At 43.8% G+C, this 12,716-nt stretch carries 14 protein-coding genes; 10 read left to right on the top strand and 4 right to left on the bottom strand.

All coding sequences use genetic code 11. The features are described 5' to 3' along the window. Positions 1 to 27: 27 nt before the first annotated feature. Positions 28 to 876, bottom strand: coding sequence for a beta-lactamase regulator AmpE (ampE, locus tag AC5FX4_RS05395; RefSeq protein WP_493605450.1), 849 nt, complete (start codon positions 874 to 876; stop codon positions 28 to 30). Between the two features lie 13 nt (positions 877 to 889). Beyond that, a complete protein-coding gene (gene ampD / locus AC5FX4_RS05390) occupies positions 890 to 1,429 on the bottom strand; it encodes a 1,6-anhydro-N-acetylmuramyl-L-alanine amidase AmpD (protein ID WP_493605449.1) in 540 nt (179 codons plus the stop codon). Between the two features lie 137 nt (positions 1,430 to 1,566). Between ampD and nadC the strand changes: the two genes are divergently transcribed. The 7 genes from nadC (at position 1,567) to yacG (ending at position 8,033) form a co-directional block, all read left to right on the top strand. Next, complete coding sequence (nadC, locus tag AC5FX4_RS05385; protein ID WP_493605448.1) at positions 1,567 to 2,427, top strand: carboxylating nicotinate-nucleotide diphosphorylase; 861 nt, start codon at positions 1,567 to 1,569, stop codon at positions 2,425 to 2,427. A gap of 240 nt (positions 2,428 to 2,667) precedes the next feature. Next, the gene (locus AC5FX4_RS05380) at positions 2,668 to 3,096 is read left to right on the top strand and encodes a pilin (protein WP_493605447.1); all 429 of its coding nucleotides are present in this window, start codon (positions 2,668 to 2,670) and stop codon (positions 3,094 to 3,096) included. Positions 3,097 to 3,169: 73 nt separating this feature from the next. Beyond that, entirely contained in the window at positions 3,170 to 4,396 is a 1,227-nt protein-coding gene (locus AC5FX4_RS05375) for a type II secretion system F family protein (protein WP_493605446.1), read from the top strand. A 27-nt stretch (positions 4,397 to 4,423) separates the two neighbouring features. Next, complete coding sequence (locus AC5FX4_RS05370) at positions 4,424 to 5,320, top strand: prepilin peptidase (RefSeq protein ID WP_493605445.1); 897 nt, start codon at positions 4,424 to 4,426, stop codon at positions 5,318 to 5,320. A gap of 6 nt (positions 5,321 to 5,326) precedes the next feature. Continuing rightward, complete coding sequence (coaE, locus tag AC5FX4_RS05365) at positions 5,327 to 5,950, top strand: dephospho-CoA kinase (RefSeq protein WP_493605444.1); 624 nt, start codon at positions 5,327 to 5,329, stop codon at positions 5,948 to 5,950. A gap of 91 nt (positions 5,951 to 6,041) precedes the next feature. Beyond that, positions 6,042 to 7,727, top strand: a complete 1,686-nt coding sequence (gene pilB / locus AC5FX4_RS05360; RefSeq protein ID WP_493605443.1) for a type IV-A pilus assembly ATPase PilB — start codon at positions 6,042 to 6,044, stop codon at positions 7,725 to 7,727. 60 nt (positions 7,728 to 7,787) lie between these two features. Further along, positions 7,788 to 8,033 carry a DNA gyrase inhibitor YacG gene (yacG, locus tag AC5FX4_RS05355; RefSeq protein ID WP_493605442.1) on the top strand — a complete coding sequence of 82 codons (246 nt, stop codon included), beginning with the start codon at positions 7,788 to 7,790 and terminating at the stop codon, positions 8,031 to 8,033. Positions 8,034 to 8,097: 64 nt separating this feature from the next. On the opposite strand, the gene AC5FX4_RS05350 is transcribed toward yacG, so the two are convergent. After that, positions 8,098 to 8,526: a Spy/CpxP family protein refolding chaperone gene (locus tag AC5FX4_RS05350; protein ID WP_493605441.1), complete on the bottom strand. Its 429-nt coding sequence runs from the start codon at positions 8,524 to 8,526 to the stop codon at positions 8,098 to 8,100. Between the two features lie 153 nt (positions 8,527 to 8,679). Between AC5FX4_RS05350 and AC5FX4_RS05345 the strand changes: the two genes are divergently transcribed. Genes AC5FX4_RS05345 through AC5FX4_RS05335 form a run of 3 tightly spaced genes read left to right on the top strand, consistent with a single transcriptional unit; the run spans position 8,680 to position 11,718 of the window. After that, positions 8,680 to 9,366: a response regulator gene (locus tag AC5FX4_RS05345; RefSeq protein WP_493605440.1), complete on the top strand. Its 687-nt coding sequence runs from the start codon at positions 8,680 to 8,682 to the stop codon at positions 9,364 to 9,366. Between the two features lies 1 nt (position 9,367). After that, the gene (locus AC5FX4_RS05340) at positions 9,368 to 10,756 is read left to right on the top strand and encodes an ATP-binding protein (RefSeq protein WP_493605439.1); all 1,389 of its coding nucleotides are present in this window, start codon (positions 9,368 to 9,370) and stop codon (positions 10,754 to 10,756) included. Then, positions 10,753 to 11,718: an alpha/beta fold hydrolase gene (locus tag AC5FX4_RS05335; protein WP_493605438.1), complete on the top strand. Its 966-nt coding sequence runs from the start codon at positions 10,753 to 10,755 to the stop codon at positions 11,716 to 11,718. The genes AC5FX4_RS05340 and AC5FX4_RS05335 overlap by 4 nt, the downstream gene beginning before the upstream one ends. Here AC5FX4_RS05335 and AC5FX4_RS05330 read toward each other — a convergent pair. After that, complete coding sequence (locus AC5FX4_RS05330; protein ID WP_493607776.1) at positions 11,667 to 12,530, bottom strand: cation diffusion facilitator family transporter; 864 nt, start codon at positions 12,528 to 12,530, stop codon at positions 11,667 to 11,669. The two genes, AC5FX4_RS05335 and AC5FX4_RS05330, sit on opposite strands and share 52 nt — an antisense overlap. Positions 12,531 to 12,716 lie beyond the last annotated feature (186 nt).

Below are 12,716 nucleotides of genomic sequence, written 5' to 3'. Positions count from 1 at the left end.
CTCCTTTTTAGTTAAAATAACTCACTATTAAGCTAGATTGCCGAACAACGTAAGTAATGCAATCAACACCAAATAAAACAAAATATTACGCTTAACAAGGCGCATCATACAGGTGGCTTCATAAGTACAGCCGTAATATTGTTGCTCAATTTGCTCAGCAGCCAACGCCGTTGATGTAACAACGCATCTATTAGACACTTTGAAATCAAACACATATTTAATCCAACAGCTGGTGCCTTTGGAAAAATTGCCAATAATTAAATAACCAAAACTGGCGATTCTTGCTGGTAGCCAATCAAGACTATGCATCAACCTGTTTAAGCGGCTTTGATGGCTTGATAAAGCATGTTCTTTATCTGCCATATCATCCAATAATGTGCGTGTAAGCGCATATAGCACTGCGCCTGGCGCACCTAAAATCACAAACCAAAACAGTACCGCACAATAGTGACGAAAGTTGATCCAGACTAATGTTTGGCCAAACCACTCGCCATTTTCCTCTGTCTCTGTATGTTTTTGTCCCATTTGTAGCGCATATAAAGTGGCCGCTTCATTATCGCCACGCGTTAAGGCATTTAAATACCCTTTGTAACGCGCTCTTTGCTCTGCACAACCAAAACAAATGAGCAAAATTGCCACATTCAGCAACAACTGAGGTAATAAAAAATCAACCCACTCGTAAAGAAAAGCAACGGCAATACTGGGCAATATCAGCCACACAAGCAATCCGACTCCTGAACTAAACAACGATTTAAGAAGCGAAAGCTGGCTGCTATGCGTGAGGTAACTATGCGCATAATGGCTCATTTGCCAATATTTACCACGTGCAGCTAAGCGCTCTATGGCAAGTGCTAAAATGATAGAAATTAAAATCATGTTCCTTGGCTCTTTATTCTACTAATTGATCTAAAAACTGTGACCACTGAAATGCTTGTCCGGGATCTGTTTTACGTTCTGGCGCAATATCACAATGACCGACAATACGTTGAGGCGTAATGGCAGGATAAGCTACCATCAATTGCTTTGTTACTGCCACTAAGGCGCGATATTGTTCACTCGTATAGGCAATATCATCCGTGCCTTCCAATTCAATACCAATGCTAAAATCATTACAATTCGCTCGACCATCAAAGCAAGAGCCCCCCGCATGCCAAGCCCGTTGGCTGAACGGTACATACTGTAAAATCTCACCATTTCGACGAATAAAACAATGCGCAGATACTTTCAATCCTCGCAAATCACTAAAACTTTCATGCGCGGTACAATCTATATTGCCTGTAAACAAATCGTCCACATAAGCGGTGCCAAATTCACCGGCAGGTAACGAAATGTTGTGTACCACCAATAAGGAAATAACTTCACGCTCAGGCCGTTTGTCGTAAAAACTGCAAGGCCTTGGCGTTGCATCAGCTAACCAATCTAGCGACATATCTAAAAATGCACTCTAACTTTCATACTGTTACCATATCAAGCTTGCTATAAATTCACTAGCGACGATTGTGTAAAAGCGTACAACACAGTAAAATTCGCACTCTCACCAAAATAGCCGATACAAGTGACAAAACAATGCAAAGCCAACTTATCTCTGATGAATTAATTAGCCTATTGGTTAAACAAGCACTTAATGAAGATCTAAACTACCAATCAGCAGCCGACGGCGATATTACTGCACAATTAATACCTGAAGATGAACAAGCCAATGCCTATGTGATCACCCGAGAAGACTGTGTTTTTTGCGGCAAAGACCTTATTTTAGAAGTGTTTAAACAAGTTGACCCACAAGTCAAAGTGAATGTGCTAGTCAACGACGGTGACGTGGTCAGTGCCAACACAAAACTATTTACCGCAACAGGCTCAGCACGCGCTATCTTAACCGCAGAGCGCACCGCCTTGAACTTTGTGCAATCGTTATCTGGTACTGCCACTACAACAGCCCACTACGTAAAAGCCTTAGCTGGCAGCCAAACTCAGCTGTTAGATACCCGTAAAACTATCCCAGGGCTACGCGCATTACAAAAATACGCGGTAACATGTGGCGGCGGTAAAAACCATCGTATCGGCCTATTCGACGCGTTTTTAATCAAAGAAAATCACATTGCAGCGTGCGGCGGTATTGCTGCTGCCGTGAGCAAAGCCAAGAGTAATCATCCGAATAAACCTGTTGAAGTCGAAGTTGAGAATCTGGATGAGTTAAATCAGGCACTTCAAGCGGGTGCCGATATTATCATGCTAGATAACTTCAGCGTGGCGGATATTCAACTAGCGGTAACATTGACCCAAAACAAAGCCAAACTGGAAGTGTCTGGTAATATGACCCTTGAAACATTAACCACTTACGCGCAAGCGGGTGTAGATTTTATTTCAAGTGGTGCATTGACCAAAAACTTACAGAGTATCGATTTATCGATGCGTTTTGCGGCGCAATAAGTCATTCGTTTCTTTCTCGTTTTTAGCATTAATTATTTGACACAAAAGCAATAAAAACGTTAAATACGACAAAAGTACGACCAATGGTTAACTCGTTATGTCTGAGTGCCTTGCAAAATAAGGTACTTGGGCATAAATAGCCTATACTTAAGGTCAATATTCACGCAAATTGATAAAGATTTTAATATCCTTCTAACTTACAATACACAAAGTTAGACAACTTTCTTCAGGAGACACATCATGGCAAAACGTAATCAGGGTGGTTTTACCCTTATAGAATTAATGATAGTAGTCGCTATCATCGGTATTTTGGCAGCAGTCGCGCTGCCAGCGTATCAAGATTATGTAGCAAGAGCACAAGCTGCTGAGGCTGTTTCGCTCTCTAGTGGCGCAAAAACGGCTATTGCTGAGTACTACCAAATTAATGGAGGTTACCCCACGGCATCAACAACTCCATCGTTGAGTGATTTAGCCGCGACAGGAACATATTCTGCACTTGCTGTAGCGGCAGATGGTAAAATTACTGTTACAATGAGCGCGGCTTCAGCCATCTCAGGTAAAAAGTTTAGTTTTTCACCCGATGCAACTAACAATGCATTCAAATGGACTTGTGTCAGTGATGCTGATGCCGACCACCTGCCAAAAGGCTGTACTGTAGGTACACCATAAAATGATGGTTTAAGAGGTTGCGCTCTATGTAACCTCTTAGTTTTGATGAGCCTTTTGCAACAGAGTGCAAGCAATGGATAAAAGCCCAAGTGATAACCTCGACACCTTCCAATGGGTAGGCGTTAGTACCCGAGGGAAACGCCTTGAGGGGGAAATGACGGGCACCAGTGTTGCGCTGGTCAAAGCTCAGTTGCGTAAACAAGGGATCACCCCTTCAAAAGTTAAGCGCAAACCCAAAGCCATTTTTGGCCTCAATCGTAGCCCAAAAATCACCCCCAAAGATATTTCAGTGACCACTCGGCAGATCTCCACCATGCTGGGGGCGGGTGTGCCACTTATTCAAGTGTTGGATATGATTGGTTCGGGCATTAATAATAAGAGCCTCAAAAAGCTCATTACCAGCATTGCCGATGAAGTCCGTGCCGGTCAGCCGCTATCAAAATCACTACGCGCCTATCCGCGTCATTTTGATGATTTGTATTGTGACTTAGTGCAATCTGGTGAGCAATCAGGTTCCCTCGACCATGTGTTTGAGCGTATCGCCATTTACAAAGAAAAGGCCGAAGCGCTTAAATCAAAAATTCGCAAAGCCTTGTTCTACCCTATTTCCGTGATTGTGGTGGCACTCATAGTCACCTCGATACTACTTATTTTTGTGGTGCCGCAATTTAAAGACATCTTTGCTGGGTTTGGTGCTGAGCTTCCTGCGTTTACACTCTTTGTGATTGCCATCTCCGAGATGATGCAAAAGTTTTGGTGGATCATTTTAAGCATTATCTTAATTGGTGGTTACACCTATAAAGAAATGCTGTTTCGCTCCAAACCGCTGCGCAACTTTAACGACCGTTTATTGCTCAACCTCCCCGTTGTGGGCAATATTTTACACAAAGCCGCTGTGGCCCGCTTTGCTCGTACTTTATCCACCACATTTGCGGCAGGTGTGCCCTTGATTGATGCGCTAGAGTCAGCAGCGGGCGCCTCTGGTAATGCCATTTTTAGAAATGCGATTTTAGAGATAAAAACCGAGGTCAGTACAGGTAATCAGATGAACTGGGCAATGCGTAATACCACCGTATTTCCTGATATGGTGATCCAAATGGTGGCCATTGGCGAGGAATCGGGCTCACTCGATAGCATGTTAGCCAAAGTCGCCAATATTTTTGAACAAGAAGTCGACGACCTAGTGGACGGTTTATCAAGCCTATTAGAGCCCATTATTATGGTTGTGCTAGGTGTATTGATCGGCGGTTTGATCATTGCCATGTACTTACCCATATTCCAACTTGGCTCAGTGATTTAAACTGAGCTTCAATAATAAGAATTAGATATGTCTGACGTGTTTCAACTCATGCAAACCACGCCATGGTTTTTCTTTCTAACTGTGGCCCTCACTAGCTTGTGTATCGGTAGCTTTTTAAATGTGGTTATTTATCGTCTGCCAAAAATGTTGCAACAACAATGGCGTAACGAATGCACCTTACTATTGAATGACCAGCAAATCGATGATCCGAACAATGAGTCGATAAATGAAGAGACGCCCTTTAATCTTGCAAAACCAGCCTCGCATTGCCCAAGCTGCAACAACAAGATTAAGCCTTGGCACAATATCCCGTTGCTGAGCTGGCTATGTTTAAGAGGCCGTTGCGCCAATTGCAAAACGGCCATCTCCATTCGCTACCCCTTGATTGAGTTGGGGACTGCTTTAGCATCCCTCTTAATTGCCCAGCACTTTGGACCAAACCTAAGCACGCTTATCTACCTCATCATCACTTGGGGATTAATTGCGCTGATCTTTATTGATATCGATCATATGTTATTGCCCGATCAACTGACCTTGCCTTTGCTTTGGCTCGCGCTCCTCGCCAGCTGCTTTGAACTCACATTGCCGCCCAATGAAGCCATTATTGGTGCCGCTGTTGGGTATTTAAGTTTATGGAGCGTGTACTGGCTGTTTAAGCTTATGACAGGCAAAGAAGGCATGGGCTATGGTGATTTTAAGTTGCTGGCAATATTTGGTGCTCTGCTCGGTTGGCAAGCTATTTTAACCATCGTGTTGTTATCAAGCCTAGTGGGGGCAATCATTGGCAGTATTCAACTCGCTGTGCAAGGCAAAGATAAGAGTACGCCGATTCCCTTTGGCCCTTACTTGGCTATCGCCGGATGGCTCACTTTGCTATATGGCGAAGCAATTAATACTTGGTATTTTGGTTTAATTCTACAGTAGGTAACTATGCGCAATTGGGTACTTGGGTTAACAGGCGGTATTGGTGCAGGAAAAACAGCGGTCAGCAATGCGCTGGCCGAAAAAGGCATTACCATTGTTGATGCTGACGTGATTGCCAGAGAAGTGGTAGCGATAGGGAGCAAGGGGCTTAAAGCCATCATCGAGCAATTCGGAACACAGATACTGCAAGCAGATGGCTCTTTGGATAGAGCAAAGCTGAGAGCTATCATTTTCGCTAACGCCAAGAGCAAAATGTGGCTTGAATCACTACTTCACCCGCTGATCAGAAACCAAATTATTCACCAACTAGAGCAAGCGCAAGGTCCCTATGTGGTGCTCTCCGCGCCGCTCTTATTTGAAAACAATCTCGACCAGTTATGTGATCATACGCTGCTCGTTGACGTGCCCGTCGAAGTACAAATTGCACGAACCGCAACACGAGATAATGTCTCGACAGAGCAAGTAGGTAAAATCATCGCCGCACAAATGTCACGCGCAGATAAGCAAGCAAGGGCAAAAACGGTACTAAATAATGATAAATCATTAACTAAAATGTATAATGAGTTAGAAATATTGCATCAACAGTTTGTCTCTTTAGCATCACAAAATGCTATGAATGGCCAAAGTTAAGGCTTTATTTTTTAGAACTTTGTATCGAGTCAAATCGTTAATCTCATTATTGATGCTACCAAGCAGTTAACACGTCTTATTCTGAGGGCTTATGGAACATCATTCACCGCTACTTCGAAAGTTTATTACGCTTGGCCGCGTTACCCCTGAGCAAATCAAGAAAAAGCAACATGAAGCACAATCGACAGCCGAGCTTATCTGCTTATGTAGCGGGATCAGCAGCGCAGAACTCGCACAGCAATGTCTTGATTTATTTCGAGTTCCACTGTTCGACCTGACGGAGTTTGATGTTACTCATATCCCAGAAGAACTAGTAAAAGAAAAGCTGATCCGTAAGCACCTTGTACTACCCCTGGTCAAAAAAGGCCGAAAGCTTTTTATTGCCGCTTCTGATCCCACCGATTACGGGGCTTTTGAAAACTTTGAATTCAGTACTGGCCTACAGTGTGATGTGGTCGTGGTGGATCACAAGCAGCTTGAGAAGAAAATTGATCAACTGTTTGATTCAACGGGTGCTTTGTCTTTAAGCGACGATGAATTTCAGGAATTTGCCAATCTCGATATTGAAGACGATCAGAAGTCTCAGCAAAATCAAAATGATGCAAAAGACAAAGATGATGCGCCAATCATTGTCTACATCAATAAGATACTTATGGATGCGATTAAAAAAGGCGCCTCAGACCTTCACTTTGAGCCCTATGAGCACAAATATCGTATCCGCTTTCGCATTGATGGCATATTACATGAAATGGCCAGCCCACCCACCACGTTGTCCACCAGACTATCCGCTCGTATCAAAGTCATGTCCCGCTTGGATATTGCCGAAAAACGCAAGCCACAAGATGGCAGAATAAAACTGAAGATCTCTGAACGTAAAAGTATCGATTTTCGTGTCAGTACCATGCCAACCATGTGGGGCGAGAAAATCGTAATGCGTATTTTAGACTCGTCCAGCGCCATGATGGGTGTGGATTTACTCGGCTACGAGCCAGAACAAAAACAAATGTATTTAGAAGCCCTAGATCAACCGCAAGGCATGATCTTAGTGACAGGCCCAACGGGCTCGGGTAAAACGGTTTCTCTCTACGCAGGCTTGAACATTTTAAACAAGCCTGAGCGCAACATCAGCACTGCAGAAGATCCGGTAGAGATCAATTTAGAAGGGATTAACCAAGTCCAGATCAACCCCAAAGCCGACATGACCTTTGCCAATGCGTTGAAAGCCTTTTTGCGTCAAGATCCCGATGTGATCATGGTTGGTGAGATCCGAGATTTAGAAACTGCTGAAATTGCTATCAAAGCCGCACAAACGGGTCACTTGGTGATGAGTACGCTGCACACCAATTCGGCACCAGAAACACTCACTCGTTTACTGAATATGGGCGTGCCCGCCTATAACGTTGCCAGCTCGGTCAGTTTAATTGTGGCGCAGCGTTTAGCGCGACGTTTATGCAAAAACTGTAAAGAGCCAGAAACTTTACCTAAAGAAGAACTGCTCAAGCAAGGGTTTAGCCATGACCAGCTAGACAGCGTTACTTTGTTCACCCCGAAAGGGTGCGAACATTGTACCGATGGCTATAAAGGCCGTGTTGGCATTTATGAAGTTGTTAAGATCACTCCAGAGATCTCCAACCTGATCATGTCAGGGGGTAATTCAATGGAAATAGCACAAATTGCGCAAAGGCTTGGTTTTGCCAACTTACGGACATCGGGCCTTAAAAAAGCAGCCAGCGGTCTCACCTCACTGAAAGAGGTAAATCGGGTCACAAGTTACTAACTAGCTTCTCGGCCTAAATTTAATTACACTGTGGGCAAAACACGCTAAGGGAGCCGTTTAATGCCCACAGTTGTAAAATGTCCAACCTGCCAAGCCGATGTGGTTTGGTCTGAGCAAAGCCCTAACCGCCCATTTTGCTCAAAGCGCTGCCAGTTGATTGATTTAGGTGAATGGTCGTTTGAGAACAACAAAATCTCAACTGCAATTACATCCAATACGCAATTAAGTCCGCAAGAGCAGCAAGAAATGATTGAAGAAATTGAAGCCATGATGGCGCAAAATGAAGAATCATTTTTTAAAGAGTAACCTTATCTTAAGTTGAAAATGAGCGACCCAAAACACGGCTGTTTAATGTCGCTCTTCATAATAATTAATGACTACGTTTTCTTTTATGATGCTCGATTTTTGCGAGCTTCTCACGCTGTTCTTGGTCCAATACCTGCCAAATTTGCTGCTTACTTTTCAACTTTGCAAGTAATGCTTTGTCTTTTGCTGCACTGCTCTTGGCGATCAATGCTTTTGCTTGTTGCTCATCAAAATAATCATTTTCTACCAGTGCTTTAAACTCGTCTTTGCTGTCTTTTCGCACCTCTTTTAACGCCACCATCGCGGTTTTTTTCTCTTTTAAAATATCGGCTATTTTACTTTGCTGCTCTTTCGTCAAATTGAGCTTAACCGCGGCTTTTTCGCTCAGTAAAAAGTGTGTTTTTTGATGGCCGCCCTGTCCCGCCTGAGATACAGCGCTAACCAACAGTAAACCTGATAATGTACATGTTGTTAGTAAGTTTGATAATTTCATTGTCGTTGTCCTTTGGGTTGTAATGTTTGTTCATGGTTAGCTTAGAGGACTGGATGCAAAGTAACGCAAAGCAATGTAAAGGCTGTGTAAAGTTCTGCAATTTAGTTTTTGCCGAGGTACACTGAGCACAGTGGTAAGTTGAAAAGTAGAGTTATGAGCAAACTGTTATTAATTGAAGATGACCGCGCATTAAGCGATTTACTCGCCGAATACCTGTCCAGCCAAGGCTGTCATATCACCCAAGCTTTTGATGGAGAACAAGGCCTAAATCTTGCCACCACACAGTCGTTTGATGTGATCTTGCTTGACATTATGCTGCCTAAGTTAGATGGCTTTGAAGTCCTCAAAAAGCTCAGAGCGACGCACCTAACGCCCGTGATCATGCTTACCGCCAAAGGCGATGACTTTGACCGTATTTTCGGTCTTGAGCTCGGCGCTGATGATTACTTACCAAAACCCTTTAATCATCGAGAACTACTCGCGAGAATAAATGCCATTGGTCGGCGCATTGATTACGTCAAACAAGAACATAAGCATGTAAAAGAGCTAACGATTAATCAAGTAACTTTAAACGAATCCGCAAGGCGCGTTCATGTATGTGAGCATGAACTTACTCTGACAGGTACTGAGTTTGAGGTACTCTATCAACTTATGACTCAAGTGGGTGAAGTAGTCAGTAAAGACGCACTAAGCCAACAGGTACTTGGCCGAAGGCTTGCGCCTTTTGATCGCTCGATTGATGTTCATGTCAGTAACTTGCGAAAGAAAATCGCAAAATATAATGACGCCAACTGTATTCAAACCGTTCGCGGTAGTGGCTACGTATTTTTAGCCGAATGAGATGCATAAATTGAAAAAAACACTGACGTTGCTCAAACCTTCAGGTTTGTTTTTTCAGGCCTTTTTTAGCTTTTGGCTGACCATTGCCAGTATCTTATTGCTGCTAGTCGTGCTCAGCCAGTTTCAACCTGAGCGTCTTGAAAGCAAACCATTAAAAGGGCACTTGCTCAATGCGCTCAATCACCTACAGCACAATATTGAGCGGCTGGTGAATGTGAAAGGCAAGACAATAGAAAAAGTACTGAAACACTCTCGTTTTACTGAAAACAAATGGCTTTACCTCGCCCATGAAAATATCGAGCAAAGCATCAGTTCGCAACATAATAAGCTCTCGCTCGACTTGTCTTTACTACACATAGATGAGCCGACACAGCCGCAGTTTATTGTCACTGAACGCTACTACGCCTACGGACCCTTTCCCATCACACTTGGACAAGAGCAATATCAACTATTTCAAGTCAAACCCCTGCGCGATCCGCCACTGCTCACAAAAATGAAAATGCTACCATTTTGGTTAAAAGCATTGGCGATAATGCTGCCGTCGATTGCATTAAGTATCTTGTTCAGCCGCCGCTTGGTTTCACCTTTAACTGCATTAGGACACAGCGCAAAGAAACTGGCTTCAGGTACGCTCACAGCGCGGGTAACCGTGCCTAAACACCGCAATGATGAAATCACAACACTGATGCATGATTTCAACCATATGGCCGACAAACTTGAACAGAGCGTGATGATCCACAAACAACTTTTAGCGGATGTGTCACACGAATTACGCTCACCGCTTACGCGCTTAACACTCGCTAATGCTTTAGCGTCAGAACTGGCTAGTGACGAGCAAAAAGCCTACTTGGCTCGCATCGAAAAAGAAGCGCACTGTTTAGATAAAATGCTCTCCGACGTATTAACCCTGTCGCGCCTAGAGCATGGCCAGCAAGCGTTGCATATGCAACCGACCAGTTTAAATGCATTATTAGATAATGTGCTTGCCGATGGCAAATTTGAAGCCGAACAAATGTCCAAACAACTCACGCTTAATGAGCTGCCTGATCTTTCATTGAATTGCGATGGTGAATTACTCAGCAGTGCCATTGAAAATGTACTACGCAATGCCATTCGCTATGCCGAAAAAACGATTTATATTACCTTTAAATACAGCGCTCACACTGTGACAATCGAAATTAAAGATGATGGTGAAGGCGTATCAGATGAAGCGCTCAAACAGCTTTGCCAGCCTTTTTATCGCACCAGCCAATCTCGAAATAGAGATAGTGGTGGCATTGGGTTAGGTTTAGCAATTGCCAAGCGCGCGGTTTTCGCGCACCATGGTACTTTAGAGTTTGAACACAATCAGCCTCAAGGGCTGAAAGTTAAAATAACATTTCCAATATGACCTTTTACAGCCAAAGTACACAACTCGCTCAACATCAGAGCCAAATAGAGCAACATTGGCAAAAATGCCAGCACGGTTATTTTGAAGGCATGCGTGGTCGTCTATTTTATACGTATCATGTGCCTGCTGCTGCGAAATACAGTGTTGTTCTAGTCAATGGTCGTATTGAATCCGCTTGGAAATATCAAGAATTGTTATGGGAGTTTAGCCAAAATAACATCGCCGTATTTACCTTTGACCATATTGGCCAAGGATTATCGCAACGCCTAACCAGTAATCCGCAAATTGGTTATGTTCCGCATTTTTCTGACTATGCCGATGATCTTCACCAATTTGTTGAGCAACTCGTCAAAACGCAAGTGAAAGGACCGCTGTTTTTGCTCGCACATTCCATGGGCGCTGCGATTTCTTGCGATTATTTATCTCGCTACACTCATCCATTTGAAGGTGCTTTTTTATCAGCGCCCATGTTGGATATTCAAACTCATAACACGCCCTATGCCCTTGCAAAATGGGCGGCTCGAATTGCATGTATTATCGGTTTCAAAAAACACTATGCCTTTGGACAAAATGATTATGATCCCGTCACCTTTGCCGACAATCAACTTACCCATTGTCAGACCCGGTATCAGCGTTTTCGTGCTTTGTATCAAAAAGAAACAGAGCTGGCGCTCGGCGGCGTCAGTTTTGGTTGGCTCAATCAGGCCTTTAACTTTATTGAAAAGGTCCCAAACCTAAACATACATTGCCCTATTTACATTGCCAGTGCCGAACAAGACGAGATTGTCGATAATCAAGCGCAATTCAACTTTGCCAAACGAGTGAATGTGCAATTACAAACGTTCAAAAATGCGAAGCACGAACTTTTATGTGAGCAAGACGATATTCGCTTCGAAGTACTCTCTCAGTTTTACGCATTTTGTGACGCATTGGCTTTTAGCGCTAAAGACACAGGATCTTGATGGATTAGGATATCCAACTCCCCCTCAAACGCTTGTTTAATAATGACGACCACTTCGTCAGCCACTGCGTGAGCCCGCATCAAAGGCATGTGATCATCAAGCTCTAAGTGCAGCTGGATAAACTTCACCTTACCACTTTGTCGTGTGCGCAAGTCGTGCACGCCATACACATCTTCGTGGCTCGACGCTAACATGACGATTTCTGCTTTTTCTTCATCCGGTAACTCTTTGTCCATTAAGTGCCCGGCACTTTCTTTGGCAATGTCCCAACAGTTGTAAAGTAAATATCCGGCAACCCCAATCGCAAAGATAGGATCGGCATACGCCACGCCATAGTAAGACAGCAAAATGGCCAGTAGCACGGCAAGGTTAAGTAGAATATCTCCTTTGTAATGGAGTGAATCCGCTTTTACAGCCACAGACTGCGTGCGTTTAACGACTTGGTGCTGAACCGCAACCACCAGCAAGGTGCACACAATGGCAAATAAACTTACCCATACGCCCAGCAGTGAATGCTTTAAGTCGACTGGATTGATCAACCGTTCAATGGCATGAAATGCCAATAGGCTCGCTGAGCCCGCGATAAATGCAGCCTGACCGAGTCCTGCCAGCGCTTCCGCTTTTCCGTGACCAAAACGATGGTCATCATCCGCAGGGCGCAATGCATAACTGAGTACCAGAAAGCTCATCATCGAGGCGCTGATATCTAAAAGAGAGTCTGTCAGTGAGCCAAGCATTGAGGCACTGCCCGATGACAACCAAGCCCAGCATTTTGTGGCTATCATGAGACTCACCATCAACATGGTAAACATACTGGCAAAACGCACTAATACATCATAACTTGCCTTCACGGGTTTCCCTTTTATTCTGCTTCGGACTCAGTAAGTCCGCGATATTTATATTTAATAAGTGTACAACTTAGCGAAATGAAGTGAAATATTGATGACATAAAAGCGCAAAACACTTAGTCAGCTTTTGCCACTGCGTTATACTAGGCG

The organism is Pseudoalteromonas sp. ATL1 (genome assembly GCF_058933015.1).
The sequence above is the reverse complement of the archived record's forward strand: the minus strand, read 5'-3'. Positions and strand labels throughout refer to the sequence as shown.